At 73.1% G+C, this 26,205-nt stretch carries 22 protein-coding genes and 6 tRNA genes; 10 read left to right on the forward strand and 18 right to left on the reverse strand.

Going from position 1 to position 26,205, the window contains the following annotated elements; genetic code table 11:
* Positions 1–13 precede the first annotated feature (13 nt).
* Together ACZ4A5_RS12655 and ACZ4A5_RS12660 are read right to left on the reverse strand one after the other, a co-directional pair.
* Positions 14–835 (reverse strand): aminotransferase class IV, encoded by an 822-nt coding sequence (locus ACZ4A5_RS12655; protein WP_467581923.1) that lies wholly within the window; start codon positions 833–835, stop codon positions 14–16.
* Positions 832–1,875, reverse strand: coding sequence for a chorismate-binding protein (locus tag ACZ4A5_RS12660; RefSeq protein ID WP_467581987.1), 1,044 nt, complete (start codon positions 1,873–1,875; stop codon positions 832–834). The genes ACZ4A5_RS12655 and ACZ4A5_RS12660 overlap by 4 nt, the downstream gene beginning before the upstream one ends.
* A 175-nt stretch (positions 1,876–2,050) precedes the next feature.
* Between ACZ4A5_RS12660 and ACZ4A5_RS12665 the strand changes: the two genes are divergently transcribed.
* From ACZ4A5_RS12665 to ACZ4A5_RS12690, 6 genes are all read left to right on the forward strand, one after another.
* Positions 2,051–2,123, forward strand: a tRNA-Gly gene (locus ACZ4A5_RS12665).
* Positions 2,124–2,160: 37 nt separating this feature from the next.
* Positions 2,161–2,234 (forward strand) — tRNA-Cys (locus ACZ4A5_RS12670).
* Between the two features lies 1 nt (position 2,235).
* Positions 2,236–2,310: transfer RNA gene (locus tag ACZ4A5_RS12675), tRNA-Val, on the forward strand.
* Positions 2,311–2,330: 20 nt separating this feature from the next.
* Positions 2,331–2,402 (forward strand) — tRNA-Val (locus tag ACZ4A5_RS12680).
* 14 nt (positions 2,403–2,416) lie between these two features.
* Positions 2,417–2,488, forward strand: a tRNA-Val gene (locus tag ACZ4A5_RS12685).
* Positions 2,489–2,511: 23 nt separating this feature from the next.
* Positions 2,512–2,583 (forward strand) — tRNA-Val (locus ACZ4A5_RS12690).
* 212 nt (positions 2,584–2,795) lie between these two features.
* Here the strand turns inward: ACZ4A5_RS12690 and ACZ4A5_RS12695 are convergent.
* Positions 2,796–3,002 carry a hypothetical protein gene (locus ACZ4A5_RS12695; RefSeq protein WP_398872890.1) on the reverse strand — a complete coding sequence of 69 codons (207 nt, stop codon included), beginning with the start codon at positions 3,000–3,002 and terminating at the stop codon, positions 2,796–2,798.
* A gap of 610 nt (positions 3,003–3,612) precedes the next feature.
* Between ACZ4A5_RS12695 and ACZ4A5_RS12700 the strand changes: the two genes are divergently transcribed.
* Positions 3,613–4,893 carry a serine/threonine-protein kinase gene (locus tag ACZ4A5_RS12700; protein WP_467581925.1) on the forward strand — a complete coding sequence of 427 codons (1,281 nt, stop codon included), beginning with the start codon at positions 3,613–3,615 and terminating at the stop codon, positions 4,891–4,893.
* Between the two features lie 16 nt (positions 4,894–4,909).
* On the opposite strand, the gene ACZ4A5_RS12705 is transcribed toward ACZ4A5_RS12700, so the two are convergent.
* From ACZ4A5_RS12705 to ACZ4A5_RS12740, 8 genes are all read right to left on the reverse strand, one after another.
* On the reverse strand, positions 4,910–5,728 hold the full coding sequence (locus ACZ4A5_RS12705) for a TrmH family RNA methyltransferase (RefSeq protein WP_398872894.1): 819 nt from the start codon (positions 5,726–5,728) through the stop codon (positions 4,910–4,912).
* 31 nt (positions 5,729–5,759) lie between these two features.
* The gene (gene cobA / locus ACZ4A5_RS12710; RefSeq protein WP_467581927.1) at positions 5,760–7,010 is read right to left on the reverse strand and encodes a uroporphyrinogen-III C-methyltransferase; all 1,251 of its coding nucleotides are present in this window, start codon (positions 7,008–7,010) and stop codon (positions 5,760–5,762) included.
* Positions 7,011–7,398: 388 nt separating this feature from the next.
* Entirely contained in the window at positions 7,399–11,301 is a 3,903-nt protein-coding gene (gene cobT, locus ACZ4A5_RS12715) for a nicotinate-nucleotide--dimethylbenzimidazole phosphoribosyltransferase (RefSeq protein ID WP_467581929.1), read from the reverse strand.
* A gap of 218 nt (positions 11,302–11,519) precedes the next feature.
* Positions 11,520–12,773, reverse strand: a complete 1,254-nt coding sequence (gene cbiE / locus ACZ4A5_RS12720) for a precorrin-6y C5,15-methyltransferase (decarboxylating) subunit CbiE (RefSeq protein WP_467581930.1) — start codon at positions 12,771–12,773, stop codon at positions 11,520–11,522.
* Positions 12,774–12,936: 163 nt separating this feature from the next.
* The gene (locus ACZ4A5_RS12725) at positions 12,937–13,578 is read right to left on the reverse strand and encodes a GNAT family N-acetyltransferase (protein WP_467581932.1); all 642 of its coding nucleotides are present in this window, start codon (positions 13,576–13,578) and stop codon (positions 12,937–12,939) included.
* 190 nt (positions 13,579–13,768) lie between these two features.
* Positions 13,769–14,635, reverse strand: coding sequence for a MetQ/NlpA family ABC transporter substrate-binding protein (locus tag ACZ4A5_RS12730; RefSeq protein ID WP_467581934.1), 867 nt, complete (start codon positions 14,633–14,635; stop codon positions 13,769–13,771).
* An 88-nt stretch (positions 14,636–14,723) separates the two neighbouring features.
* Positions 14,724–15,506, reverse strand: a complete 783-nt coding sequence (locus tag ACZ4A5_RS12735) for a methionine ABC transporter permease (RefSeq protein ID WP_467581936.1) — start codon at positions 15,504–15,506, stop codon at positions 14,724–14,726.
* Entirely contained in the window at positions 15,503–16,618 is a 1,116-nt protein-coding gene (locus ACZ4A5_RS12740) for a methionine ABC transporter ATP-binding protein (protein ID WP_467581989.1), read from the reverse strand. Before ACZ4A5_RS12740 ends, ACZ4A5_RS12735 begins: the two co-directional genes overlap by 4 nt.
* 557 nt (positions 16,619–17,175) lie before the next feature.
* Between ACZ4A5_RS12740 and ACZ4A5_RS12745 the strand changes: the two genes are divergently transcribed.
* On the forward strand, positions 17,176–17,535 hold the full coding sequence (locus tag ACZ4A5_RS12745) for a hypothetical protein (protein ID WP_467581938.1): 360 nt from the start codon (positions 17,176–17,178) through the stop codon (positions 17,533–17,535).
* Between the two features lie 2 nt (positions 17,536–17,537).
* Positions 17,538–17,972: a hypothetical protein gene (locus ACZ4A5_RS12750; RefSeq protein ID WP_467581939.1), complete on the forward strand. Its 435-nt coding sequence runs from the start codon at positions 17,538–17,540 to the stop codon at positions 17,970–17,972.
* Between the two features lie 134 nt (positions 17,973–18,106).
* Here ACZ4A5_RS12750 and ACZ4A5_RS12755 read toward each other — a convergent pair whose 3' ends face one another.
* The 3 genes from ACZ4A5_RS12755 to ACZ4A5_RS12765 all read right to left on the reverse strand — a co-directional run bounded on the left by ACZ4A5_RS12755 (position 18,107) and on the right by ACZ4A5_RS12765 (position 20,513).
* Positions 18,107–18,601 (reverse strand): GNAT family N-acetyltransferase, encoded by a 495-nt coding sequence (locus tag ACZ4A5_RS12755; RefSeq protein ID WP_467581941.1) that lies wholly within the window; start codon positions 18,599–18,601, stop codon positions 18,107–18,109.
* Positions 18,602–18,683: 82 nt separating this feature from the next.
* Positions 18,684–19,208: a sigma-70 RNA polymerase sigma factor region 4 domain-containing protein gene (locus ACZ4A5_RS12760; RefSeq protein ID WP_467581943.1), complete on the reverse strand. Its 525-nt coding sequence runs from the start codon at positions 19,206–19,208 to the stop codon at positions 18,684–18,686.
* Positions 19,209–19,313: 105 nt separating this feature from the next.
* A complete protein-coding gene (locus tag ACZ4A5_RS12765; protein ID WP_467581944.1) occupies positions 19,314–20,513 on the reverse strand; it encodes a glycerophosphodiester phosphodiesterase in 1,200 nt (399 codons plus the stop codon).
* 232 nt (positions 20,514–20,745) lie between these two features.
* Here ACZ4A5_RS12765 and ACZ4A5_RS12770 point away from each other — a divergent pair, with 232 nt between their 5' ends.
* On the forward strand, positions 20,746–21,423 hold the full coding sequence (locus tag ACZ4A5_RS12770; protein WP_467581946.1) for a lysophospholipid acyltransferase family protein: 678 nt from the start codon (positions 20,746–20,748) through the stop codon (positions 21,421–21,423).
* Between the two features lie 29 nt (positions 21,424–21,452).
* Here the strand turns inward: ACZ4A5_RS12770 and ACZ4A5_RS12775 are convergent, their stop codons facing one another.
* The 4 genes from ACZ4A5_RS12775 to argH all read right to left on the reverse strand — a co-directional run bounded on the left by ACZ4A5_RS12775 (position 21,453) and on the right by argH (position 26,102).
* Positions 21,453–22,280, reverse strand: a complete 828-nt coding sequence (locus ACZ4A5_RS12775; protein ID WP_467581948.1) for an alpha/beta fold hydrolase — start codon at positions 22,278–22,280, stop codon at positions 21,453–21,455.
* A gap of 216 nt (positions 22,281–22,496) precedes the next feature.
* Positions 22,497–24,047: an MFS transporter gene (locus ACZ4A5_RS12780; protein ID WP_467581950.1), complete on the reverse strand. Its 1,551-nt coding sequence runs from the start codon at positions 24,045–24,047 to the stop codon at positions 22,497–22,499.
* Entirely contained in the window at positions 24,044–24,592 is a 549-nt protein-coding gene (locus tag ACZ4A5_RS12785; protein WP_467581952.1) for a TetR/AcrR family transcriptional regulator, read from the reverse strand. Before ACZ4A5_RS12785 ends, ACZ4A5_RS12780 begins: the two co-directional genes overlap by 4 nt.
* A 73-nt stretch (positions 24,593–24,665) precedes the next feature.
* On the reverse strand, positions 24,666–26,102 hold the full coding sequence (argH, locus tag ACZ4A5_RS12790; protein ID WP_467581954.1) for an argininosuccinate lyase: 1,437 nt from the start codon (positions 26,100–26,102) through the stop codon (positions 24,666–24,668).
* Positions 26,103–26,205 lie beyond the last annotated feature (103 nt).

Raw genomic sequence — 26,205 nt, forward strand, 5'->3', positions numbered from 1 at the left:
TACGTCACGGGCTTTACGGATCGATGTCCGCCGCCGACCGCTCCTCGAAGATCCGCGCGGCCTTGGCGGTCACCGGGCCGGGGGCGGCGGGCAGGGGCCGGCCGTCGACGGCGGTGACGGCCTGGACGTCCCGCAGGGTGGAGGTCAGGAAGACCTCCTCGGCGCGGTCCAGGACGTCGGCGGGCAGGGTCGTCTCCTTGGCGCCGGTCCACTCCAGCACGAGGGCGCGGGTGATGCCGCCGAGGCAGCCGGAGGCGAGGGGCGGGGTGTGGAGTTCCCCGTCGAGGACGACGAAGACGTTGGAGCCGGTGCCCTCGCAGAGGTCGCCGACGGTGTTGGCGAAAAGGGCCTCGGTGGCGCCGTGTTCGCGGGCGCGGGCCAGGGCGACGACGTTCTCGGCGTACGAGGTGGCCTTGAGCCCGGCGAGCGCGCCGCGTTCGTTGCGGGTCCAGGGGACGGTGACGGCGGTGGTGGTGTCGGCCCGCCGGGTGACCGGGCCGAGGGCGACGACGAGGGTGGGGGTGGTGCCCTCGCGGTCGGAGCCGAGGGGCGCGAGGCCGCCGGTGTAGGTGATCCGGAGCCTGCCGAGCGGCATGGGGTTGGCGTCGAGCACCGCGGCGCAGGCCCGGCGTACCTCGTCGAGGTCGGGTGCGGGCAGGCCGAGGCCGCGGGCGGAGGCGGTCAGCCTGGTGAGGTGGCGGGTCAGGGCGAAGGGGCGGCCGTGGACGGCCTTGAGCGTCTCGAAGACGCCGTCGCCGACCGTCAGCCCGTGGTCGAAGACTGAGACGCGGGCACTGTCCTCGTCGTGCAGGGAACCGTTGAGCCAGATCGTCACCGTTTCGTCCCTCCGAGCGGCTGGTGTGTGCCCGACGCTATCGCGAGCAGCCGGGACGCCTTCAGTTCGGTCTCGGCCCACTCCCGCTCGGGGTCGGAGCCCCAGGTGATCCCGGCACCGGTGCCGAAGCGCAGGGTGGGGCGGGCGGTGCGGTCGATCCAGAAGGTGCGGATGCCCACGGCGAGTTCCCCGGTGCCGCGGTCGGCGTCGACCCAGCCGACGCCGCCGCAGTAGGGGCCGCGGGGCGCGGTCTCCAGGGAGCGGATGATGTCCATGGCGCTGGACTTGGGGGCGCCGGTGACCGAGCCGGGCGGGAAGGTCGCGGCGAAGAGCCGGGCCCATCCGGCGCCGTCGGCGAGGGTGCCCCGGACGGTGGAGACGAGGTGGACGAGGCCGGGGTGCGGCTCGACCGCGCAGAGCGCGGGCACGGTCACGGATCCGGTGGCGCAGACGCGCCCGAGGTCGTTGCGGACGAGGTCCACGATCATGACGTTCTCGGCGTGGTCCTTCTCCAGCAGGTCCGCCGCGGTGCGGCCAGTGCCCTTGATGGGCCCGGATTCCACCGTGCGGCCGCTCCGGCGCAGATAGAGCTCCGGGGAGGCGGTCGCGACCTCCACGCCGTGGGCGGGGAGGCGGACGGTGCCCGCGTAGGGGGCGGGGTTGCCGTGGGCGAGGAGGGCGGTCAGGGCGTCGATGTCGGCGGGGGTGCCGTCGGCGGTCTCCGGCAGGGGCGCGCTGAGGACGCGGCAGAGGTTGGCCTGATAGACCTCGCCGGCCGCGATGTGCTCGCGGATGCGGCGCACGCCCGCGACGTAGGCGGCCCGGTCCAGGGAGGACGTCCAGTCCTCGCGCGCGGGGCCGTGCCAGCGGCCGGGGGCCGCCGGGGGGACGGGCGCGGGCCGTACGTCCGCGAAGCGGGCGCACAGCAGTCCTCCCTCGAAGTCCGCGACCACCGCCCACCAGCCCGTGGAGTCCAGGGCTGCCGGGTCACGGGTGACGTCGCGGAGATCGGTGGCGAGGAGGCCGCCGAAGCGGGCCATCGGGAGGGACACCGGAGGGGAGCTGTGCACGTCAACGAGTCTATGGCGGGGCCACGCCGGGTGGCCTGGGCGGACAATCAGCGCAGCACGCTGCGGAAACGGAATTTGAGCTGGCGCTGGAATCCGCTAGAGTTCAACACGTCGCCGGGACGCGGAAGCGAAACGGACAGACACTGCGGACGTAGCTCAGTTGGTAGAGCACCACCTTGCCAAGGTGGATGTCGCGAGTTCGAGTCTCGTCGTCCGCTCGCAGTCCGGGGGATCTTCCCGAACCCCCGCACTCCTGGTGGAGTGGCCGAGAGGCGAGGCAACGGCCTGCAAAGCCGTCTACACGGGTTCAAATCCCGTCTCCACCTCCAAGGACGATTAGCTCAGCGGGAGAGCGCTTCCCTGACACGGAAGAGGTCACTGGTTCAATCCCAGTATCGTCCACCAAGGTCCGCACGGACCTTCCCGCGCGATTAGCTCAGCGGGAGAGCGCTTCCCTGACACGGAAGAGGTCACTGGTTCAATCCCAGTATCGCGCACGCAGCAGCATCCCGGACGATTAGCTCAGCGGGAGAGCGCTTCCCTGACACGGAAGAGGTCACTGGTTCAATCCCAGTATCGTCCACCGAGATCCGCACGGATCTCCCCGCGCGATTAGCTCAGCGGGAGAGCGCTTCCCTGACACGGAAGAGGTCACTGGTTCAATCCCAGTATCGCGCACACCGATCGGCCGGAGGCCGGGGCTTCGAGCTCCGGCCTCCGGCCGTTTTCCGTGCTCTCGTGTTTCTGATTTCCCGGCCGGAAACGCGCGAGGGGCCGGGCACCTCCCCAGGTGCCCGGCCCCTCGTGCCGTCCGCCGTTCCCCCGTCCCCACGGGGCTGATCAGCCGGTCCTGTCCCCGGCCCGGGCCGCTCTCCCGGGCCTGGGGCGCCTCAGCGCCCCAGCATTCCGGCCACGGACGACGCTTGTACGACGACGGCGTCCCAGCCGCCGAAGATCACGGCGAGGAATCCCGCGAGGGGCAGCACCATGGCCGCCGCGACGAGGGGGTGGCGGGTGCCGGACGGACGGGGACCGAAGGCGTCGACGGCTCGCTGGGCGTGTGCCCGGATGACCGAACGTCCTGCGGTTTCCGCCATGGCCCTCTCCCGCCGCGCGTCCCTCTGCCACCGGTCACACCTGCCGTGATCGACGAGCGGCGGGCGTCTGACCTCGGGGGACGAGTGCATCACCCGCCGCTCTTCCTCAAACCCTAGGCGCGGGGGGCCGCGGGGGCGTCATGCCCTCGTACCGATTGGCGGGCCTCCCGGAGGATGAGCGGCCCCGGGCGGCTACTCCTCTGGTTGGAGACCGGCGGGCCGGGCCCCAGGGTCTTCCCGGAAGGGGCGCGCGGAGCCCGCACGCCCGCCGGGGCGTGACTTCGCTCACTTCCGGTGCGTGCCGCAGCTGACTGATCTTCATTTTTTCCGCTCCCCCGCCGGTGGCCGCCGCGCACGCCCCGGCCGCGTCCGCCGGGCCCGCGGGGGCCGCGTCCGACGGGCCGGGAAGCCGCCCAATCCCCGCTGTCCGGCCGCCTCTTGGGGGATCGCGACCACCGCGGCGGGAAGCAACCCGCTCCCCCGGACCGGGCGTCGGGGATTCCCCGGGGCTCCGGCAAACCGGTCGCCGACGCATGCGCGGCCTATCAGCGCGTGCGCCCGGCAATCCGTAAGCTGGGCACGTCAGACGGACCGGGCAGCGGGGATGAAGATGGCGATGATGCGGCTCCGGCGCGAGGACCCGCGTGTCGTCGGCTCGTTCCGGCTTCACCGCCGGCTGGGCGCGGGCGGCATGGGCGTGGTGTACCTCGGCTCCGACCGGCGCGGGCAGCGGGTGGCGCTCAAGGTGATCCGGCCGGACCTGGCCGAGGACCAGGAGTTCCGGTCGCGGTTCGCGCGCGAGGTGCAGGCGGCCCGGCGGATCCGCGGCGGGTGCACGGCACGGCTGGTGGCAGCCGATCTGGACGCGGACCGCCCGTGGTTCGCCACGCAGTACGTACCGGGCCCCTCGCTGCACGACAAGGTGAACGAGGAGGGGCCGCTGTCGGCGGCTCAGACCGCCTCCATCGGGGCGGCGTTGGCCGAAGGTCTGCTGGCCGTGCACGACGCGGGGGTGGTGCACCGCGACCTGAAGCCGTCGAACATCCTGCTGTCGCCCAAGGGCCCCCGCATCATCGACTTCGGCATCGCCTGGGCGACCGGGGCGAGCACGCTGACGCACGTCGGTACGGCCGTCGGCTCGCCCGGCTTCCTGGCACCCGAGCAGGTGCGCGGCGCCGCCGTGACGCCCGCGACGGACGTCTTCGCGCTGGGGGCGACGCTCGCGTACGCCTCGATGGCGGACTCGCCGTTCGGCCAGGGCAGTTCGGAGGTCATGCTCTACCGCGTCGTGCACGAGGAACCGCAGCTCATGGCCGTGCCGGACGCCTTGGCGCCGCTGGTGCACGCGTGCCTGGCCAAGGATCCCGAGGAGCGGCCGAGCACGCTCCAGTTGTCGTTGCGCCTGAAGGAGATCGCGGCGCGCGAGGCGCACGGTGTGACCGACGGCAGGCATCCGCCGGTGCGGCGGGAGCCCGAGCGCCCCTCGGGACGGCGGGCCGCGGAGTACGCGGAGCAGCGCACCGAGCGGCGTACGGTCCAGGCACCCACGCCGCGCCCGCAGCCGCCACGCCAGTCCGGCGGCCCGGCGCGCCCCGCGGTGCCGCGTCCGGCGGGCCGGCCGGGCGGGCCGCGTGGCGCCTCGCGCGGCGGGGCGCGGCCCGGTGCGCGGACGGGGTCCGGCGCCCGGCGGCCGGGGCCGGACCGGCGGCTGCTGCGGCAGCGCGTGACGGTCTTCTTCGTGGTGACGCTGCTGGTCGCGCTGGGCATCACCGTGGCGCAGGGCTGCCAGGCCCCCGCGCACAGCATGGGAGAGCTCCCCCAGGTGCCCGCGACGTCACAGGGCCCGGCGGTGCCGTCTGGTGACGCGCCGTCGGCTCCGGGCTCTTCCTGACGTCCCGTCCGGGGAGTCAGCTCTCCGGGCGGCCCGCCGTCACGGCGTAGAAGGCCACGGCCGCGGCCGCGCCGACGTTGAGCGAGTCGATGCCGTGGGCCATGGGGATGCGGACCCACTCGTCGGCGGCCCGCAGGGCGCGGGCGGACAGGCCGTCACCTTCCGCGCCGAGCATGAGCGCCACCCGGTCGAGGCGGTGCGGTGCGGCGGTGTCCATGGAGACGGCCTTCTCGGCCGGGGTGAGGGCCAGCACCTTGAACCCGGCGGCCCGGACCGTCTCCAGGTCCTGCGGCCAGCTCTCCAGGCGGGCGTAGGGCACGGAGAAGACGGCGCCCATGGAGACCTTCACGGAGCGCCGGTAGAGCGGGTCGGCGCAGTCCGGGGAGAGCAGGACGGCGTCCATGCCGAGTGCTGCCGCGCTGCGGAAGATCGCGCCGATGTTGGTGTGGTCCACCAGGCTTTCGAGGACCGCGACGCGCCGGGCGCCTCGCAGCAGCGTGCCCGCGTCCGGGAGCGGCTTGCGCGCCATGGAGGCGAGGGCGCCGCGGTGGACGTGGTAGCCGGTGACCCGCTCGGCGAGTTCGGGGGTGACGGTGTAGACGGGGGCGTCGGCGGCCTCGATGACGTCCCGCATGACGTCGGCCCACTTGGCCGTGAGCAGCATGGACCGCATCGCGTATCCGGCCTGCCCGGCGCGCCTGATGACCTTCTCGCCCTCGGCGATGAAGAGCCCCTCGGCGGGCTCGCGCCTGCGGCGCAGCTCGACGTCGGTGAGGCCCGTGTAGTCGTGGAGCCGGGGGTCGGCGGGGTCGTCGATGGTGATGAGCTCGGCCATGCTGTGTCCTGGTCCTCGTTGGTGCTGCGGGTCAGCCGCGGGGTTCCGGGCCGACCGTCACGACGTCGCCGACCACGATGACGGCCGGGGGGCGTATGCCCTCCGCCGCGATCCGCTCCCCCGCGGTGGCGAGGGTCGCGTCGACGCGGCGCTGGGCGGCGGTGGTGCCTTCCTGGATCACCGCGACGGGAGTTCCGGCGGGGCGGCCGTGCTTGACGAGGGCGGCGGCGATGGCACCGATGTTCTCCACCGACATCAGCAGCACGAGAGTGCCGCGAAGCTTGGCGACGGCGGCCCAGTCGACGAGGGAGCGCTCGTCGTCGGGGGCGACGTGGCCGCTGACGACGGTGAACTCATGGGCCACGCCCCGGTGGGTGACCGGGATCCCGGCGGCGGCGGGCACGCTGATGGTGGAGGAGATGCCGGGTACGACGGTGCAGGGGATGCCCTGGTCGGCCAGCGCCTGGACCTCTTCCATGCCGCGGCCGAAGACGTAGGGGTCGCCGCCCTTCAGCCGGACCACGTTCTTCCCGGCGCGGGCGTGCTCGACGAGGGCGTTGTTGATGGCCTCCTGGGCCATGAACCGGCCGTACGGGATCTTCGCCGCGTCGATCACCTCGACGTGCGGCGGGAGTTCGTCGAGGAGGTCGCGGGGGCCGAGGCGGTCGGCGATGACCACGTCCGCCTCCGCGAGCAGCCTGCGGCCGCGCACGGTGATCAGGTCGGGGTCGCCGGGGCCGCCGCCGACGAGGGCGACGCTGCCGGTGCCGCCGGAGGAGGCGGCGGGCGCGCGGTAGTGCGGGGCGGCGAGGGAGCCGTCGCGCAGGCCCTCGACGATGGCGTCGCGCACGGCGGCGGAGCGGCGCGGGTCCTGGCCGGTCAGCACGGCGACGGTGACGCCCTCGCTGCGGCCGGTGGCCGGGGTCCAGGCGGTGGCCGCGTCGGCGTCGTCGCTGCGGACGGCCCAGACGCGGCGGGCCTCGGCCTCGGCGGAGGCCGCTTCGTTGGCGGCGGGGTCGTCGGTGGAGATCAGGGCGTACCAGGCGCCGTCCAGGTCGCCGTCCTGATAGCGGCGGCGCTCCCAGCGGAACCCGCCCGTCTCGGCCAGCGCCTCGACGGAGGGGGTGGCGGAGGGGGAGATCAGCAGCACGTCCGCGCCGGCCGCGAGGAGGGCGGGGAGCCGGCGCTGGGCGACCTGGCCCGCGCCGAGGACGACGACGCGCCGGCCGGAGAGGCGCAGTCCGACGGGGTATGCGCTTTCGCTGCGCGCGTGCGGGGCCATGATCTCCTCCGGAGCTGCTGGTCAGAGTGCTGGTGACACTCTATGGGCTCCCCCATCGGCGCTCGGCCGCGCTCCGGTTTCCCCTGTGTTACAGCCGACGGCGAACCCCGCGCCCGCAAGCGCCGGACGGACTGTTCGGGGCACCGCGCCCCATAGGGGCGCGGGGAACGGCGCGAGCGACCACACACAACCCGCAGCCGCGCCCCGCCCTCACATCCCACCCGGTGGGCGCGACCAGCGGCACGCAGTGCCAAGCCCCATAAGGGGCGCGGGGAACTGCGCGACCAGCCACACACAACGGACAGCCGCCGGACAGGCTCAAGCCCCACCCCCGTAGGCGCAACGTCACCGCGAAGCGCGAGGGCGGGGCCCAGCCCCGAGAAAGAGCTCAGCCCTTCTCGGTGACCCCGGCCGTATCGAAGGTGGCCACCTCATGCATCGCCCGCGCAGCACTCTGCACGACCGGCAGAGCCAGCAGCGCCCCCGTGCCCTCGCCGAGGCGGAGGTCGAGGTCGACCAGCGGGCGCAGGCCCAGCTTGGTCAGGGCCGCGACATGGCCCGGCTCCGCGCTGCGGTGCCCCGCGATGCAGGCGGCCAGCGCCTCCGGGGCGATGGCCCGCGCCACGAGCGCGGCCGCCCCGGCGCTCACGCCGTCCAGGATCACCGGCGTGCGCAGCGACGCGCCGCCCAGGATCAGGCCGACGAGCGCGGCGTGCTCCAGGCCGCCGACCGCGGCGAGGACGCCGATCGGGTCCTTCGGGTCCGGCTGGTGGAGTTCGAGGGCGCGCCGGACGACGTCGACCTTGCGGGCGTGCATCTCGTCGTTGATGCCCGTGCCCCGGCCGGTGATCTCGGCGGGGTCCGCCTCGGTGTAGACGGCGATGAGGGCGGCCGACACGGTGGTGTTGGCGATGCCCATCTCGCCGGTCAGCAGCGCCTTGTTGCCCGCCGCGACGAGGTCGCGGGCCGTCTCGATGCCCACCTCGACGGCGCGCAGCGCCTCTTCGCGGGTCATCGCGGCGCCGGTCGTGAAGTCGCTCGTGCCGGGCCGGATCTTGCGCGGGAGCAGGCCGGGGGTGCTGGGGAGGTCGCCCGCGACGCCGACGTCCACGACGCAGACCTCCGCGCCGACCTGGTTGGCGAAGGCGTTGCACACGGCGCCGCCGCCCAGGAAGTTGGCGACCATCTGCGAGGTGACCTCCTGCGGCCACGCCGTGACGCCCTGGGCGTGCACCCCGTGGTCGCCCGCGAAGATCGCCACGGCGGCGGGCTCCGGGATCGGCGGCGGGCACTTGCGGGAGAGTCCGCACAGCTGCGCGGAGATGATCTCCAGCATGCCGAGCGCGCCGGACGGCTTGGTCATCCGCTTCTGGCGTTCCCACGCCTCGCCGAGCGCCTTGGCGTCCAGCGGCCGGATGCCGCGCAGGGTCTCCGAGAGCAGGTCGTGCGGGTCCTCGCCGGGCAGCGCGCGCCGCCCGTACGTCTCCTCGTGCACGACCCACGACAGCGGGCGGCGCTTGGACCAGCCGGCCTGCATCAGTTCGGGCTCGTCGGGGAATTCGTCGACGTAGCCGACGCAGAGATAGGCGACGACCTCCAGGTGCTCGGGCAGCCCGAGTTCGCGCACCATCTCCCGCTCGTCGAAGAAGCTGACCCAGCCGACGCCGAGTCCTTCGGCGCGCGCGGCGAGCCAGAGGTTCTCGACGGCGAGCGCGGAGGAGTACGGCGCCATCTGCGGCTGGGTGTGCCGGCCGAGGGTGTGGCGGCCGCCGCGGGTGGGGTCGGCGGTGACGACGATGTTGACGGGGGTGTCGAGGATGGCCTCGATCTTCAGTTCCTTGAACTGCTTGGCCCGCGCCTTGGGGAGAGACTTCGCGTACGCGTCGCGCTGACGCACCGCCAGCTCGTGCATCGCCTGCCGGGTCTCGGCGGAGCGGATGACGACGAAGTCCCAGGGCTGGGAGTGCCCGACGCTCGGCGCGGTGTGCGCGGCCTCCAGGACGCGCAGCAGCACCTCGTGCGGGACGGGGTCGGTGCGGAAGCCCTTGCGGATGTCGCGCCGTTCCCGCATCACGCGGTGCACGGCGGCGCGCTCGGCGTCGCCGTAGCCGACGGCGGCGGGGCCCGCGGGCTCCTCGTACACCTCCTCCGGTGCCTCCTCGGAGGCCGGAGCGGGCTGCGCGGGGTCGGCGTGCGGCGCCTCGGCGCCGGCGGTGCGCGGCGCGGGGACGGCCACAGGCTCGGCCACGGGCTCGGCGGCGGGGACCGGCTCCTGCTGCGGGGCGGGGATGTGCGCGGCGGCGGGCGCCGGCTGCTCCTCCCGCGCGGCTACGGGCTCCACGGCCTCGGGCGCGGGGGCCTCGGCCGGTACGGGCTGCGGCTCGGCGGGCGCGGGGACGGCGACGTGCGTGACCGCCGTGTCCTCCGCGACGGCCGTGGTCTGCGTGATCAGCGTGTCCTGCGGGCGCGGGACGAGGAGCACGTCCTCGGAGACCTGCTCCTGCGGCGCGGCGTCCTGCGCGGGGGTTTGCTGGACGACGGCCTCGACGGGCGCCTCGGCCACGGCGGGCTGCGGCTCCTGGACAGCGGGCTCGGGGGCCGGTGCGGCCTGTTCGGCCTGTTCGGCCGGTGCAGCCTGTTCGGCCGGTGCGGCCTGCGGCTCGGGAGCGACGGCCGGCACGGGAGCGGCCGGTGCGGGCTCCACGGCCTCGGCCACGGCGGGGGCCTCCTGGACCTGCTGCTCGGGAGCCGCGGCCGGGGCCTCCTCGGAAAGCGGGGCCGCGACGGGAACCTGCTGTCCGGAACCGGCGTCTACAGGTGCGGGCGCGTCCATGACGACCGGCGCGGGCTGCGCGACCTCGGCCGGAGCCTCCGGTGCCGGGATCTGCTCCGCGGCCGCCTCGGTGACGACAGCGGCTTCGGCTACGGCGGTTTCGGCCACAGCGTTCTCGGCGGCAGCGTTCTCGGCGACGACAGGAGCCTCGGTGACGGCAGTGCCCTCGGCAACGACCGGGGCGGGCTGCGCGCTGTCGGCAACCGGTGCCGCGGCGGCGGGGATCTGCTCGCCGGAACCGGGGTCCGCGAACGCCTGGTGGGCCTCGGCGGGCGGCTGCTCCTGCGGTACGGGCGCGGGCCGCGCGGCCTCCTGGACGGGCTCCACGGGCGCCGCCGGCTGCGGCTCGGGCGCGAAGTGCGCCTCGGCGGGCGCGGCCTGGGGCGTCTCCGCCGGCGCGGGCGCGGCCTCCGCGACAGCGGTGACGACGGGCTGGGGAGCGGTCCGGGGCGCGGACGCCTCCGGCTCGGCGGCCGGCTGCGGGGCCACGGCGGCTGATGTCACATCAGCGGATGCCTCGACAGGCGGGGCGGCCGGCGCCTCGGCAGACACCTCGGCAGACACCTCGACAGGAGCCGGGGCGGCCACGGGCTCGTCCCGCGTCACCGCCGGGGCGGCGGCCTGCTGCGGGGTGACGACCGGGTGTTCGGCGGGGGTCTGCTCGGCGGCGGTGGCCTCCGTGCCCGGCGCGGTGTGTCCGGAGCCGTCGGCGACTATCCCGTGACCGGTGTCGGCCGGGTGCGTGGCGGTGCTCTGCGCCGGCACGAAGGCGACGGCGGGAGCCGCGAGGGGCTCCGCGACGGGCGCGGGCGCGGCCTGGGCCGCGGGTTCGGCGACGGCCTCGGCGGCGGGCGCGGCCGGGGGCTGCGCGGTCATGTGCTGCGGCGGCTGCGGCTGCGCGTCCCAGGTGCCCGGCTGCTGCTGCGGCACCTCGCCGAGGCGCGGGACCTGCGGGAAGTCCGCGCCGTTCTGCGGGACGTCGAGGTATTCGGGGCCCTGACCGGGCGTCACGGGCGGCACGGCCCGGCCCGGCGCGGGCGCCTGGTGCGGGGCCGCCGGGCCGCGGTCGGCGAGGGAGCGCACGACGCCGCCGGTGGGGTCGGGCACGGGCGGGCCCATGTGCAGGGGGCGGCGCGGGGCCGCGGGCGCCGCCGGAGCGGCGGGCGCGGGCGGCTGCCTGACGTCGCCGTAGTCGACGGAGCCGGTGTCGCGGCCGCCGCTCTCGTGCGTACCGCCCTGCACCGGGGGCTGCTCCATCCAGGCGCCCTGGGCGCCCGGCATCAGCAGGAGGTCGTCCTCCTCGGCGCCGTCCGCCTCACCCCCGTGGTCCAGGAAGGTGTAGGCGGCCGGGGCGCCGGGATCGGCGGGGGCGACGGGATCCGCGGGGAACGAGGGGCCGGGAAGCTCGCCTGCGTTCTCCGGCTGTCCCTCGCCCGGGAACTGGCCGGTGTCGGTCATGCGTACCCCTCGCCCATCGGTAGTGCTCCTTCCAACCGCTCACGCCCATAGTCAAGAACGAGCGTCCGTGCCTCGCGGCACGTTGCATGTCGCCCGCCCCTACCTTGCCGTGCTCCCGCCAAAAGGAGGGAACGTTCGGGACATTGACGACTGTGGTGTCGGACACCGAAGGGCGGTACAACGATCCGCAACCCTACCCTCCGCCCGGCGAGCGGGGCTCACAGGTGGGTGTGGCGGCCACTCAGGAGGAAGGCCACGGCGCGCTCGCGCTCGGTCCAGGCCGCGGTGTCGAGCTCCACGGCCTGGAGCAGCGCGCACTCCACCGCGTAGCCGCCTTCGGCGAGCGCCCGGCCGATGGCCTCGGCCTCGTCGCGGGTCGCGGCGTGGGCGACGATCCGCTCGGGCCTGCGGGCGGCGCACGCGGCGACGACGGGCGCTCCCCCGCCGCCGACCCGGACGACGTCGGGCTCGGGGAGGTCCTCCAGGACGTGCGGCGCGGTGCCGTGGACGACCTGGAGCTGTACGCCGTAGCGGCGGGCGGCGGCGGTGGTGCGGGCGCAGGCGTCCGGGTCGCGGTCGACGGCGATGACGGCGGCGCCGAACCTGGCGGCCTCGACGGACGCGGCGCCGCTCGCGGAGCCGATGTCCCAGACGAGGTCGCCCACCCGGGGCCCGAGCCGGGCCAGTTGGGCGGCGCGCAGCTCGGCGGACTCCCCTTCGCCGAGGTCCGTGCCGTAGGCGTCGGAGGGCAGGGCCCAGCCGCGTACGGCCGGGGGGTAGCCGGGGTCGCGGCCGGCGATCCAGCCGCCCGCGGTGCGCTGCCGGGTGACGCCCCAGCCCTGGCCCGCGGGCTCGGCGGTGCCGGGGCCGGCGCCGCCGATGACGATGACGACGTTGGGGTCGCGCCAGGTGTGGTCGGGGACCTTGTCGGAGGTGAGGACGGTGACCTGCTCGCGGGCGGTGCCCAGTTCCTCGCAGATGACGAAGGTGCGGTGGACGGGCCCGAGGAGGAGGGCGAGTTCGGCGGGTCCGGCGCCGGGCGAGGTGAGGACGGCGACCTTGGTGTGGGCGCGGCAGACGTTGACGGCGCGCCGCAGGTCGCGGCTGTGGGCGACGACGACCTGGGCGTCGTCCCAGGGCATGCCCACGCGGGCGAAGGCGGTGGCGACGGCGGAGACGGCGGGCACGACCTCGACCTCCAGGCCGTGCTGGGGGGCGCGCAGGGCGCGTACGACGCCGAAGAAGCCGGGGTCGCCGTCGGCCAGGACCACGGCGGAGCCGCGGTGTCCAGCGATGCGGCGGGCGGCGAGGTCGACGCTGCCGAGCCTGACGCGCTCGGCCGCGGGCGGGATCTCGGGCAGTGCCAGGTGGTGTCCCGCGCCCGCCACCAAGGTGGCGGCGGCCAGGGCCGATCGGGCCGTGTCCGTCAGCGGTGAGCCGTCCCACCCGATCACCGTGACCCGGTCGGCCATCGTCGTCAGTCTCCTGGGGCTCGTCTGTCGCGGGTCGGGGCCCACACACGCGTGGGCAGGGTGAGGTTACCCCGCTCGGTCCGGGCCCGAGCGCGCGCGGACGGTTCGGGGCGGGCGCGTGCGGTCGTACGGGCCGGTGTGTCCGGCCTGGCCGCGCGCCGGTTCAGCGCCAGTCGTGGAAGGCGCCCGCGTAGCCGGGGCCGCCGGCGTGCTGTTCGCGGACCTCGTCGAGGTCCTCGGGGAGCAGGCTCCAGACGATGAGGTCGCTGCGGATCTCCGTCCAGCCGCCGTCGGCCGTGCGGCCGCGGCCTATCCAGGCGTTGCGCAGGACTCCCTCGCTGATGCAGCCGATCTTCTGGGCGACCTGCTGGGAGGCGGTGTTGTCGGCGGCGGTGCGCAGTTCGAGGCGCTCGAACCGCTGGTCGCGGAAGAGCCATTCGGCGACCGCGAGCACGGATTCGCAGGCGTAGCCCTCGCCGCGGGCCCAGGGGGCGACGACATAGCCGACCTCGGCGGAGAGGGTGCGCCAGTCGGTGTGGTGCAGGTGCACGCATCCGACGAGGCGGTGGGTGAGGAACTCGGTGACCGCAAAGACGATTCCGCGTCCCTGGGTGCGCTCGGCGGGTGCCCGGCGCAGTGCCCAGTCGCGGGCCTCGGCGGTGGTGTAGGGGTGGGGCGCGGAGGTCCAGGCAGTGACGAGTTCGTCGCTCATCATCTCGGCGAGCGCGGGCACGTCCTGGGCGTCGAACGGGCGCAGCACCAGCCGGTCCGTACTGATGGAGATGGCCGGGAAGGTGGATGTCATGTGCTGCTCCAACGCCGGTGAGGATGGGCTCGGGACGGTCTCGGTCCGGGCTTCGAGTGCACCAGCATGCAGCATGGGTGCGCGGGTGCGCCAAGCGCGACCCGGTACGGCCGCAGGCCCGCGCGTGTGAGGGGTGCGCGGGCCTGCGGCCGTACGGGCGGGGGCGGGTGTCCCGGTGAGAGGGCGGCGATCAGCCCTTCACGGGCCCGAAGGCGGGCAGGACGGCACCGTTGCTGAACTTCCGCTCGATGAACTTCTTGACCTCGTCCGAGTTGAGGAGCCCCGCGAGCTTCACGATGCGCGGGTCGTCCTCGTTGCCCTTCTTGACCGCGAGGAAGTTGGCGTAGGGGTTGCCCTGGGCCTTCTCCAGGGCGATGGAGTCCTTGGCCGGGTTGAGCTTGGCGCCGATGGCGAAGTTGCCGTTGATCACGGCGGCGGCGACGTCGTCGAGGCGGGAGGGGATCTGGTCGGCGGCGAGCTCGGTGAACTCGACGCCCTTGTTGTCCTCGACGTCGGAGAGCTTGGCCCCGGAGCCCACGCCGTCCTTGAGCTTGATGACGCCGTTGTCGGCCAGCAGCTTCAGGGCGCGGCCCTCGTTGGTGGCGTCGTTGGGCACGGCGATGGTGTCGCCCTTGCCGAGGTCGGAGACCTTCTTGCCCTTCTTGGAGTAGAGGCCCAGCGGCTCGAGCTCGACGTCGACGACGGGCACGATGTCCGTCTTGTTCTTCTTGTTGAAGTCGTCGAGGTAGGGCTTGTGCTGGAAGAAGTTGGCGTCGACCTCACCGTTCTGGGTGGCGGTGTTGGGCAGGACGTAGTCGCTGAACTCCCGCACCTTGAGGTTGAGGCCGGCCTTCTTCGCGAGGTTGTCGCGCACGAAGTTGAGGATGTCGGCGTGCGGGGTGGGGCTGGCGGCGACGGTGAGGGTGGCCTCGGGGTCGGCGTCCTTGCCCTTCTTCCCCGAGCCGGCGGAGGTGTCGGACGGGGCGCTGCACGCGGCCAGGCCGAGGGTGAGGGCGGCCGCGGCGGCCGCGGTGGTGATCTTGACGGTGGTACGCACGAAGAGTGCCTCTTTCTTGTCTCACGAGGTGTTGCCGCCCGGCAAAGGGTCCGGGCTCGTGGGGTTGTCGTCCGTGGGGCGCGGGGCCTCAGCGGGTCTCGGTGAGCGCGGGGGCCTCGGCCACGGCCGCGGCCGCGTCCGGGGTCCCGGCGGGGGCCGGCTTGCGGGCGGACGGCAGGAGTCCGCGCAGTCCGACGGTGGCCGCCTGGCGGGCGCCGCGTCCGGCGATGCGGCGTACGACGAGGTCGCCGGCGAGCTGGACGCCGGTGACGATGACGATGAGCAGCACGATGGTGATGTTCATCAGGCCGGTCTCGTGGCGCTGGAAGCCGTAGGAGATGGCGAGGTTGCCGAGCCCGCCGCCGCCGACGGCGCCGGCCATGGCGGAGTAGCCGATGAGGGCGATCACGGTGGTGGTCAGGCCCGCGACGATCGAGGGCAGCGCCTGCGGGAGCAGCACCTTGAGCACGACGGTCCAGGTGCCGCCGCCCATCGACTGGACGGCCTCGACCAGTCCGTGGTCGACCTCGCGCACGGCGGTCTCCACCAGGCGGGCGAAGAAGGGGATGGCCCCGACGGCGAGGGCGACGACCGCGGCGCTGGGGCCGATGGAGGTGCCGACGACGAAGCGGCTGAAGGGGATCAGCCAGACGAGGAGGATGATGAAGGGCAGCGAGCGGCCGAGGTTGACGACCGCGCCGATGACCTTGTTCACCACGACGTTCTGGAGCAGTGCCCCGCGGTCGGTGAGGACCAGCAGGATGCCCAGCGGCAGGCCGCCGACGATGGCGTAGACCGTGGACCACCACACCATGAAGAGGGTGTCGAGACACGCGTCGCGCAGCAGGGGCTGCATCTCGGACCAGGTCACTTGGCACCTTCCTTGAGGAGCTCGTCGGCGGGCTCCGCGTTCTTCGCGGGCTGGAGGGCTGCGACCTCGACCTGGAGGCCCTGTTCGCGCAGGAAGCCGATCGGGACGACGTTGTCCTCGAAGCGGCCGGGGAGCTCGATGCGCATCCGGCCGATCTGCTTGCCGCAGACGGTGTCCATCGCGGCGCCGAGGATCGAGATGTCGACGTTGTAGGTGCGCGACAGCTGGGAGATGACCGGCTGGGTCGCGGCCTCGCCGTGGAAGGTGATGTCGACGACGGTGCGGTCCTCGCCGGAGGGCTCGCCGCCGACGGGGAAGAGCTCGGCGGCCAGCTCGGAGCCGGGGGTGGCGAGCAGCTCGGAGACGGTGCCGGACTCCACGACGCGGCCGCCCTTCATGAGGGCCGCGGAGTCGCAGATGGTCTTGACGACCTCCATCTCGTGGGTGATGAGGAGGACGGTCAGGCCGAGTTCGCGGTTGAGGTCGCGCAGCAGCGTGAGGATGGAGCGGGTGGTCTCCGGGTCGAGCGCGGAGGTCGACTCGTCGGAGAGCAGCACCTTGGGGTCGCCGGCCAGGGCCCGGGCGATGCCGACGCGCTGCTTCTGGCCGCCGGAGAGCTGGCCGGGGTACGCCTTGGCCTTGTCGGCGAGGCCGACGAGGTCGAGGAGTTCGAGGGCCTTGCGGCTGCGCTCCTTGCCGGAGACGCCCAGGATCTCGAGCGGGAGCTCGATGTTGCTCTGGACGGTGCGCGAGGAGAGCAGGTTGAAGTGCTGGAAGACCATGCCGATGCGGCTGCGGGCCTTGCGCAGCTCGGCATTGGCACGGGGGCCGCGCCCGGCGAGTGCGGTGAGGTCCTGGCCGGCCACGGTGACCGTGCCGGAGCTGGGGCGCTCCAGGAGGTTGACGCAGCGGATGAGGGTCGACTTGCCGGCGCCGCTCTGGCCGACGACGCCGTACACCTCGCCCTCGCGCACGTGCAGGTCGACGCCGTCGAGGGCGGTGACCTCGCGGCCGCGTGAGCGATAGACCTTTGTCAGGCCCGTAGTGGTGATCACAGGGGATTCCGTCACTGTCGAGTGCGCGGCGCGGGTGGTGCCGGCACGGGAATTCATTGCGGAACGCGGCATCGGTGATCCCCGGCGGGCGCGTGGTCGCGCGGCTTCGGGGTCCTGGTGACGCGGGGCGGAGCTCCGGTCCGGTCCTGCTGGATCCGGATCGGGCTCTACGGGTCTCGCTTCGGGGCGCGAGGCACAGAACGGGGGCCCTCAGCGGTCACACATTCGACACATGCAACGAGCACCGGGCGTCATCATCGCCTCGGTCGCAAGGGTGCGGCTGCTCGTCGTGGTCATGCGGGAAAGTAAAACAGAAGCGCGTGCGAGTCGGCCAAGCCTGTCCGAATAGCGGACGCGACTGGCCGAAGCGTGGACGTCACCGGCCGATTCCGGATGATCTTCGGGTCGCCCCGTGGCCTGCGCGGACACGGGCCACGGGCGCGTCCGCCGGGTGCGACGGAGGGGGCGGCGACCCGCCGTATGTGGCCAAGACCACGGCCTCCCTCCGGCGGGACGGGGCCGGGGGCCGGTCCCGGCGCGCCCGCGGCGGGCCATTAAAGTCGTCCCATGCTTGTCCAGCCCCCTCCGCCCGCCCGCGCCGCCCGGCGGCCGCGGTGATCGACGCGCTGACGCTCGCGGTCGGCCTGACCGCCCTCGCGCTCGCCGCCTGGTGCGGCTTCGCCTTCTCCCGCGACCAGTCCACCAAGGACTGGCACTTCATCGGCATGGCCGTGGTGTCGCTCCTGGCCCTCGTCCAGCTCGTCGTCGGCGTGGTGCGGCTCGCGGGCGGCGACAAGCCCGCGCAGGGCATGGCCATCTTCGTCGCCTATCTGATCGGGTCGGCCGCGGCCGTCCCCGCCGCCGGGTTCATGTCGCTCGTGGAGCGCACGCGCTGGGGCTCGGCGACCGTGGCGGCCGGCGGTGTGATCCTGGCCGTGCTCGAAGTCCGGCTCTACGACATCTGGGGAGGCTGACCATGACCGAATCCACCGAGCCGTCCGCCAAGGCGGCCTTCGACCTCGGCCAGGGGCCCGGCCGGCTGCTGGTCTGGCTCTACGGCGTCTTCACCGTCGCGGCGGCCTCCCGCTCGATCGTCCAGATGCTCCTGAACTTCGGCAAGGCGCCCCTGGCCTATGTCCTGTCCGCGGTGGCCGCGGTGGTCTACGCCTTCATCACGTACTCGCTGGTGCGCGGCGGGCCCGCCGCCCGCAAGGCGGCGCTGGTGTGCTGCGCGGCGGAGCTGGCCGGTGTGCTCGTCGTCGGGACCTGGACCCTGGCCGCGCCCTCGGCCTTCCCCGACGCGACGGTGTGGTCGGACTACGGCATGGGCTACCTCTTCATCCCGGTCATCCTCCCGGTGACGGCGATGATCTGGCTCCGACGCGGGCCGCAGCTGTCCGAAGGTGCCTGAATGCTGGAGGTGCCACAGGTCAACAAGCACCTCCAGCACCTCCAGCCCGTCCGGCGATTGAGGACGCGCACGCAGTGCGCCTCCGCCGCAGGCGGCGACAGACCCACGCCTTACGACGAGCCGCGTCCGATCTCTCAGGCAAAAGCCGCCGCAGGCACCGGCTTCTCCAGCGTCACCAGGACCAGCTTGCGGGTCACCTCTTCCGTGCCCGTCTGCGCGTAGCCCCACTTGCGGTACAGCCGCAGATTGCCCTCGTTGCGGTGGCCCGTCGCCAGCCGGAAGCGCCGCGCCGACCACTCGTCCGCGAGCCGGTCCTCGACCGCGCCCAGCAGGCGTCCGCCCAGCCCGTGCCGCTGCATCCGGGGGTGCACGATCAGGCCCGCGATGGACGCCGTGCCGTCCCCGTCGACCGTGCCGCGCACCGAGCCGACGACCTCGTCGCCGAGCCGGGCCACCAGCACACAGCCGCCGGCCAGCTCCGTGCGGAGCCCGTCGAGGGTCTGGGTGAGGGGTTCGATGGAATAGTCGCCGTAGAGCTCGGCCTCGCCCTGGTAACAGAGGTACTGGAGCTTGAGGATCTGCTCGGCATCGTCTTCGGTCGCCGCAGAGATGGTCACGCTCATGCCCATGTGCGCACGCCTCCCCTATGTCGGTTCGGTCCGCCCTGACAGGAGCCGTCGCGTGGAACGCCGCCTCCATGGCGCCGGCTGTCTAACGCTCCTTTCCCCCACGTTCAGGAGCCGCAACCTCCGCCGTGAGCATTCTGCGCAGACAACCAAGGCAACGGGAACGTACGGGCCCCAAAGATCCTTGTGAGATACCCAACTCACCTGCGATTTCCCGGTAGGTCGGGTCGTTGCGCGAGAGCAGGGCCCCCAGCAGCCCGGGGCATCTGCCGGGCAGGCGGCGTACGACGGCACGCAGCGCGCGGCTCTCCTCGGCGGCGAGCACCGCCTGCTCCACGCAGGACTCGCCGGCCGGTTCCTCCATGGTCGGGTCGTAGAGCACCTCACGGCGGGCCCGGCGGCGCGCGACGCGGGCCTCGGCCCGTACGGCCGCGCGCAGCCGCAGCGCGGAGACGGACCACCGGCCGCGAGCGGCGCGCCGGTCGCTCAGCAGCCGTACCCAGACGGACTGTTCGAGGTCGGCGGCCTCGATGCCCGCGGCCGGTGCCTCCGCCGCGCACTCGGCCGCCAGCAGCGGCCGCAGTGCGGTCAGAAGATCGTTCGGTGTCATGACGGGCGGGACGTGACCGGCCCGCCCGCCGGTTGCCACCAGGGCGCGCGCTCACCCTCGCGGGTGAGATCGCGCGCCGTGCTTACGGTTGACCGCCGCGCGCCGTCACTTGCGGAAGTCCGCCGCCGCGAGCGCCGCCGTGTCGCAGTTGTCGGAGAAGATCCCGTCGATGCCGGTGGCGAAGTACGCCTTGAACGCGCCGAAGGCGTCGCCGTAGGCGTTGGGGTCCGTGCCGCGCCGGAAGTCGGCGGGCAGGAAGCTGTTCTCGTTGCGCATGGTGTAGGGGTGCAGGAAGAGGCCCTGCGCGTGCGCGTCGTGGACGAGGGTGGTCGGCTTCATGAGCCGGTCGTTCTTGTCGCGGGGGATGATCTGGTTCACCCACGGGCCGATGCCCTGCGCGAAGCCGGCGATCCACTTCAGGCCCTGGGGCGTGATGAGGTCCTTGACCGTGCGCGGGTCCTTGGCCTCGACGAAGTCCCAGGGGCGGGTGGGCAGGTCGTCGAGCAGCAGCACCTTCGGGCAGTCCACGCCCAGCCTGCCCAGCCGCTGGAGGCTGCTCGGCTCGAAGGACTGGAGGAAGGTGTGCCCGTTGCGGCCGGCCCGGCCGTAGCGACGCAGCAGCTTGGCCAGGCGCTCCTCCAGGCCGAGACCGGCCTTGCGGAAGTACGTGGGGTGCTTGGTCTCGACGTGCAGCCAGATCTTGCGCCCGCGCTTGCGGCCCTGCTCGTCGGCCCACTTGAGGACCTCTTCGAAGGTGGGCACGTCCCAGCGGCCGTCGTAGAGGGTGTTGTGCTGCCGGGTGCCCGGGATGCGCTCGATCGCCCGCAGCGTCTTGAGCTCGGCCAGCGTGAAGTCCTCGGTGAACCAGCCGGTGTGGGCCTCGCCGTCGACCGTCTTGGTCGTCTTGCGGGAGGCGAACTCCTTGCGCGTGGCGACATCGGTGGTGGCGGTGATGTCGTTCTCGTGCCGGCAGACCAGGTGCCCGTCCTTGGTGGGCACGACGTCCTGCTCGATGACGTCCGCGCCATTGGCGAGGGCGTACTCGTAGGAGCCGAAGGTGTGCTCGGGGCGGTAGCCGCAGGCGCCGCGGTGACCGACGACGACCGGTGTCGGCAGGTCCTTGTACGAGCCGGAGTCACCGTGCCCGCGCCCGTACGCCGCGGGAGTCCCGCCGGACGGTGTGCCCGGCCCGCGCTGCGCGGCGGCCGCCGTACCCGCCGTGCCGCCGAGGGCGACCGCCCCCGCTCCGAGGGCCGCCGCGGCCCCCAGAAGGGTGCGCCTGCCCGGCCGCTGCTCCTGCTCCATGAACACTCCTAGCGATGTGGTGCTTTCGGTGCCTGTCCGGCACCTGTGCGACGCGCCGATCGTAGGCACGTACGACTTTCCGATGGGAAGACGAAGGTCAAACAGGGTGCAAAGTCACGTCAACACTGCGTATCAGGTCGATGAACCCGGCGTGCGCGTCCGAGGTACCGGCGAGTATGGTCAGCCCTTGCGCTGGAGTGCGCCACCTCGACCACCACGACCGGAGGGCCCGTTGTCCCGCATCTTGCTCAAGGCGTTTCTCGGATTGCTCATGCGCGTCCTGTACCGCCCGAAGGTCGAGGGCGCGGAGCACATCGCCGAGAGCGGCCCGGTGATCCTGGCCGGCAGCCACGTCACCTTCGTCGACTCGCTCTTCCTCGCGCTGGTGGTCAAGCGCCAGGTGTTCTTCATCGGCAAGGACGAGTACGTCACGGGCAAGGGGATCAAGGGCCGGCTGATGGCCTGGTTCTTCGGCAGCTCCGGGATGATCCCGGTGGACCGCGACGGCGGTCACGGCGGCGTCGCCGCGCTGATGACCGGCCGCCGGATCCTGGACGAGGGCAAGGTCTTCGGGATCTACCCCGAGGGCACCCGCTCCCCCGACGGCCGCCTCTACCGCGGCCGGACCGGCATCGCCCGTCTCACGCTGATGACGGGCGCGCCGGTGGTGCCGTTCGCGATGCTCGGGATGGACAAGGTCCAGCCGGGCGGCAAGGGCAAGTTGCGCATCGCCCCGGTGACGATCCGCTTCGGCAAGCCGCTGGACTTCTCCCGCTACGAGGGCATGGACCGCGACCGCTACGTCCTGCGGGCCGTCACCGACGAGGTGATGACCGAGGTGATGGAGCTGTCGGGCCAGGAGTACGTCGACATGTACGCCACCAAGGCCCGGGAGGCCAAGGTCGCCTGACACGCCGTCACTCCTGACCCGGGATCCCCCTAGGCCCGGCCGAGGCACGCGGGCTGGAAGCCCGGGTCGGCCGGGCCCTTGCGTGCCAGGGCGTCGAGCACCCACTGGGCGACGACCGGGTCCTTGGTCGCCTGGTCGTGCATGAAGGGGTCGAGCGGGCACTTGTCCTGGAGCACGACGTTGGTGAGGTGCTCCGCGGGCCCGGTCAGCAGCGCGCTGGTGTAGGGGATGACGACCTCGTCGTGCCGGGTGGTGATCACCGTGTAGTCCGGACCGGCCGGGGTCTCGTCGCCCGCGTTCAGCTTCTTCATCAGGTCGGAGCCGACCTGCTGGTCCACGCAGGAGGGGCAGAAGGTCCAGCCCGCGGGGATCGCCAGCGGGTTCTTGGTGCCGTGGTTGGAGGGCACGATGCCGATGAGGTCGTCGACCTTGTCCGCGCCGCCCAGGAACTTGACGTAGTAGCGCGGCATCATGCCGCCCTGGCTGTGGCCGACGATGTCGACCTTGGCGGCACCCGTCGCGCCCCGCACGGCCTCGACGAAGTCCCGCAGCTCGGCGGCCGCCTGGGGGATCGGGTCGGTCTCCAGGTGCCCGTAGTTGAAGGCGAAGACGCAGTAGCCCGCCTCCTTCAGCTTCGGGGAGAGCGCCGCCCAGTTCTCGCCCATCAGCTTGAAGGTGCCGTTGACCAGCACCACGGGCTGGGGGTGGGCCGAATCCGGCTTGCACGACCAGTCGTTGGCGCCGCGCGGCGGGATGTCGAGGACGGAGGCGGAAGCGGGGGTCGCGAGCCCCGCGAGGCCGAGGGTCGCGGTGGCCGCGGCGGCGAGGAGGAGCCTGACAGTTCTGCGCAGACGCATGGGGGGTCCTTAAGCACGGGACTCTCGTCCGAACCATGTTCGACAATGTCGACCAGTGGACGAGATGGTTGCCTGCGCATAAGGATCACGTCAAGGGCAAATGTTTCCGGGAAATGTCACACGGGCCGAGGCTTGCCGCCCCGGCCCGTGTGCGATTTGCTGCTCAATTGAGCTTTGCCGCGCTCACGGCGCGGGACGAGACCGTCCGACCGTGGCCTAATGGCCTCCTGATCCCTCCTCCAGGCGCTGGCCGCGCAGCAGGAACCACGCCGCGGCCGCCGTCGCCAGCAGCACCGCCGCGCCGATCCCGGAGGCGATCCGCAGGCCCTCGACGAAGGCTTCCTGCGCCGAGGAGAGCAGGGCGTCGCCCGTCCCGCCCGGCAGCCCGGCCGCGGCCTCGACCGCGCCGCCCAGCGAGTCGTGGGCCTCGGCCGAGGCCCGGTCGGGCACCGCGGCCGGCGTGTGGAAGCCGCGGTAGACGCCGGTGACGATCGATCCGAGCAGGGCGATGCCGAGCGCCGCGCCCAGCTCGTACGCCGTCTCGGAGACCGCCGAGGCGGCGCCCGCCTGCTCCTTGGGGACGCTGGAGAGGATCACGTCGGCGGTGACGGTGAACGAGAAGCCCGCGCCGACGCCGACCACCAGCAGCACCGCGCCCAGCACCGGGTAGGCGGTGTCCGTGTGCAGCCAGGCGAGTACGGCGAGCGCGATGCCTATCGCCGCGAGGCCGCCCGCCACCACCGAGCGCACGGACCAGCGCCGGGCGGCCCGCCCGGCGAGCAGGCCCGCGGTCACCGCGCCCACGGCGGCGGGCAGTTCGGCGAGCCCGGCCTCCAGCGGGCTGCGACCCTGGACCAGTTGGAGGAACTGCGACAGGAAGAACACCAGCCCGGACAGGCCCAGGATGGTCAGCAGGTCGGCGAGCACCGCGCCGGAGAAGCCGCGGTGGTGGAAGAGCCGCATGTCCAGCAGCGGCTTGGGCAGCTTGAGCTGACGCCGCACGAACCACAGCATCACCAGCAGTCCCACGACCCCGGCCAGCAGGTAGTTCCAGCGGAAGCCGTACGCCGCCGCCTCCTTGACCGCGTAGACGACCGCCACGATGCCGACCATCGACAGGGCCACGCTGAGCAGGTCCCAGGGGCCGGGCGAGGGGTCCTTGGACTCGGGCAGCAGCTTGAGGCCGACGAGGACGAGGACGGCCATGACCGGCAGGTTGATCAGGAAGACCGAGCCCCACCAGAAGTTCTCCAGCAGGAAGCCGCCCACCACCGGGCCCACGGCCGCGCCGGCGGAGGCCATCGCGCCCCAGATGCCGATGGCGAGGCTGCGCTCCCTGGGGTCGTGGAAGAGATTGCGGATCAGGGCCAGGGTCGAGGGCATCAGGGTCGCACCCGCCACGCCCAGCAGGGCGCGGGCGGCGATCATCATCTCGGGGGTGCTCGCGTAGGCGTTGAGCACGGAGACACCGCCGAACGCCACCGCGCCCGTGAGCAGCAGCTTCTTACGGCCGATGCGGTCGCCGAGGCTGCCCATGGAGACGAGCAGGCCGGCGATGACGAAGGAGTAGATGTCACCGATCCACAGCAGCTGGGTGCCCGAGGGGCGCAGGTCCTCGCTGAGGAAGGGGGTGGCGAGGCCCAGCACGGTCGCGTCGACGGCGACCAGCAGGACGGCCAGGACGAGGACGGCCAGCGCGAGCCAGCGGCCGGGACGCGGCGCTTCCGGCGCGACGGGCTGCTGCGGGGTGATGGTGTGACCGGTCATGGTTTAACCCTCCGCTCCGCTCCGCCGAGCAGCAGCTCGGCGACCATGCGGGTGCGGTCCTTGGCCGCGACCCTACCCTCCTGCACGGCCCAGGCGCCGGAGCCGATCAGGCCGTAGAGCGCCTCGGTGAGCCAGGCGGGCGAGAGGTCGAGCCGGAAGGTGCCCTCTTCCTGGCCGCGCAGGAAGAGCGCGGTGACGCGGGCGTCCAGCCGGTTCCAGCCCTCGTTGACCCCGGCTTCGTAGAGCTGGTTCTCGGTGAAGAGGAAGGCCATCAGCCCGGCCGCCGGCTCGGTCCGCGCGATCAGGCGGCGGACCGCGTCGGCCGCGTCGCCCTCCTCGGTGCGGGCCTCGTCCAGGGCGTGCTCGAACTGGCGGATGCTGAGGTCCTCCAGCGCGCGCACGAGCGCGTCGCGCCCGGCGAAGTGGCGGTGGAGGGTGGCGCGGCTGATTCCCGCCGCCCGGGCGATCTCGTCCATGGACGCGGTCGCCTTGCGGGTGAGCAGCCCGGCGGCTGCTTCGAGCACGTGGTCCGGTTCGACACTCATGAGACGACCATAACCCGAATGAGACAGTCATGTCTCATTCGGGTGGTCGACGCCTCAGGATCGACGTGTGCGTCTAGCCGCGCTTGGCCTCGGCCCACTCGCGCTGGACCGCCAGATCCGCCTTGACCTCGCCCAGCTGCACCGCGACCGCCGAGGGGGCCGTGCCGCCCCGCCCGCTGCGCGAGGCGAGCGCGCCGGGCACGTCGAGGACCGTGCGGACCTCGGGGGTGAGGTGCGGGGAGATCGCGGCGAACTGCTCGTCCGTGAGCTGGTCGAGCTCGAGGCCGTGGGCCTCGCACTCCTTGACGCACTCCCCCGCGACCTCGTGCGCGACCCGGAACGGCACGCCCTGCTTGACCAGCCACTCCGCGATGTCGGTGGCCAGCGAGAAGCCCGCCGGGGCCAGCTCCTCCATCCGGGCGCGGTTGACCGTGAGGGTCGCCATCATCCCGGTGAAGGCCGGGAGCAGGATCTCCAGCTGGTCGCAGGAGTCGAAGACCGGCTCCTTGTCCTCCTGGAGGTCGCGGTTGTAGGCGAGCGGCAGCGCCTTGAGCGTCGCCAGCAGGCCGGTCAGATTGCCGATGAGCCGGCCGGACTTCCCCCGTGCGAGCTCGGCGATGTCGGGGTTCTTCTTCTGCGGCATGATCGAGGAGCCGGTGGAGAAGGCGTCGTGGAGGGTCACGAAGGAGAACTCCTTCGTGTTCCAGATGATCACTTCCTCGGCGATCCGCGACAGGTCCACGCCGATCATCGCCGTGATGAAGGCGAACTCCACGACGAAGTCCCGGGCGGCCGTCCCGTCGATGGAGTTGCCGGCCGAGCCGCGCTCGAAGCCCAGGTCGGCGGCGACCGCCTCCGGGTCCAGGCCGAGCGAGGAACCGGCGAGCGCCCCCGAGCCGTACGGCGAGACGGCCGTGCGCGTATCCCACTGCCGCAGCCGCTCGGCGTCCCGGCCGAGCGCCTGGACGTGGGCGAGCAGGTGGTGGGCGAAGAGCACGGGCTGGGCGTGCTGGAGGTGCGTGCGCCCCGGCATGGCGACGTCCGCGTGCGCCTCGGCCAGGCCGACCAGCGCCTCCTGGAGATCGGCGAGCAGCCCGCCGATGATCCGGGCGTGGTCCCGCAGATACATCCGGAAGAGCGTGGCGACCTGGTCGTTGCGGGACCGCCCGGCGCGCAGCTTGCCACCGAGGTCGGGGCCGAGCCGCTCCAGCAGGCCGCGCTCCAGGGCGGTGTGCACGTCCTCGTCGGCGATGGTGCCGGTGAAGGTGCCCGCCGCGACATCGGCCTCCAGCAGGCCGAGGCCGTCGATCATCCGCTGGAGCTCGTCGGCCGTCAGCAGACCGGCCTTGTGCAGCACGCGCGCGTGCGCGCGGGAGCCCGCGATGTCGTACGGGGCGAGGCGCCAGTCGAAGTGGACGGAGGCGGAGAGCTTGGCCAGTGCCTCGGCGGGTCCGTCCGCGAAGCGGCCGCCCCACAGCCGTACGTCGCCGCCGCTGTTGCCGTTGCTCACTTGCTGCTCCTCAAGGCTGGTGGTGTGCGGCCGCCCCCCCCCCCCCCCGGGGGGGGGGGGGGCCCTGTAAAGGACCCACCCAGTGGGCCTCGCACAAGCCCTC

Source organism: Streptomyces sp. NPDC025618, from assembly GCF_055558795.1.

What these genes read in the sequence shown, in the direction of transcription:
- ACZ4A5_RS12660 (WP_467581987.1), bottom strand. Translation starts at nt 1,875, where the DNA reads ATGGCCCGCTTCGGCGGCCTCCTCGCCACCGATCTCCGCGACGTCACC.
- ACZ4A5_RS12695 (WP_398872890.1), bottom strand. Translation starts at nt 3,002, where the DNA reads ATGGCGGAAACCGCAGGACGTTCGGTCATCCGGGCACACGCCCAGCGA.
- ACZ4A5_RS12700 (WP_467581925.1), top strand. Translation starts at nt 3,613, where the DNA reads ATGGCGATGATGCGGCTCCGGCGCGAGGACCCGCGTGTCGTCGGCTCG.
- ACZ4A5_RS12705 (WP_398872894.1), bottom strand. Translation starts at nt 5,728, where the DNA reads ATGGCCGAGCTCATCACCATCGACGACCCCGCCGACCCCCGGCTCCAC.
- cobA (WP_467581927.1), bottom strand. Translation starts at nt 7,010, where the DNA reads ATGGCCCCGCACGCGCGCAGCGAAAGCGCATACCCCGTCGGACTGCGC.
- cobT (WP_467581929.1), bottom strand. Translation starts at nt 11,301, where the DNA reads ATGACCGACACCGGCCAGTTCCCGGGCGAGGGACAGCCGGAGAACGCA.
- cbiE (WP_467581930.1), bottom strand. Translation starts at nt 12,773, where the DNA reads ATGGCCGACCGGGTCACGGTGATCGGGTGGGACGGCTCACCGCTGACG.
- ACZ4A5_RS12725 (WP_467581932.1), bottom strand. Translation starts at nt 13,578, where the DNA reads ATGACATCCACCTTCCCGGCCATCTCCATCAGTACGGACCGGCTGGTG.
- ACZ4A5_RS12740 (WP_467581989.1), bottom strand. Translation starts at nt 16,618, where the DNA reads ATGAATTCCCGTGCCGGCACCACCCGCGCCGCGCACTCGACAGTGACG.
- ACZ4A5_RS12750 (WP_467581939.1), top strand. Translation starts at nt 17,538, where the DNA reads ATGACCGAATCCACCGAGCCGTCCGCCAAGGCGGCCTTCGACCTCGGC.
- ACZ4A5_RS12755 (WP_467581941.1), bottom strand. Translation starts at nt 18,601, where the DNA reads ATGGGCATGAGCGTGACCATCTCTGCGGCGACCGAAGACGATGCCGAG.
- ACZ4A5_RS12760 (WP_467581943.1), bottom strand. Translation starts at nt 19,208, where the DNA reads ATGACACCGAACGATCTTCTGACCGCACTGCGGCCGCTGCTGGCGGCC.
- ACZ4A5_RS12765 (WP_467581944.1), bottom strand. Translation starts at nt 20,513, where the DNA reads ATGGAGCAGGAGCAGCGGCCGGGCAGGCGCACCCTTCTGGGGGCCGCG.
- ACZ4A5_RS12775 (WP_467581948.1), bottom strand. Translation starts at nt 22,280, where the DNA reads ATGCGTCTGCGCAGAACTGTCAGGCTCCTCCTCGCCGCCGCGGCCACC.
- ACZ4A5_RS12780 (WP_467581950.1), bottom strand. Translation starts at nt 24,047, where the DNA reads ATGACCGGTCACACCATCACCCCGCAGCAGCCCGTCGCGCCGGAAGCG.
- ACZ4A5_RS12785 (WP_467581952.1), bottom strand. Translation starts at nt 24,592, where the DNA reads ATGAGTGTCGAACCGGACCACGTGCTCGAAGCAGCCGCCGGGCTGCTC.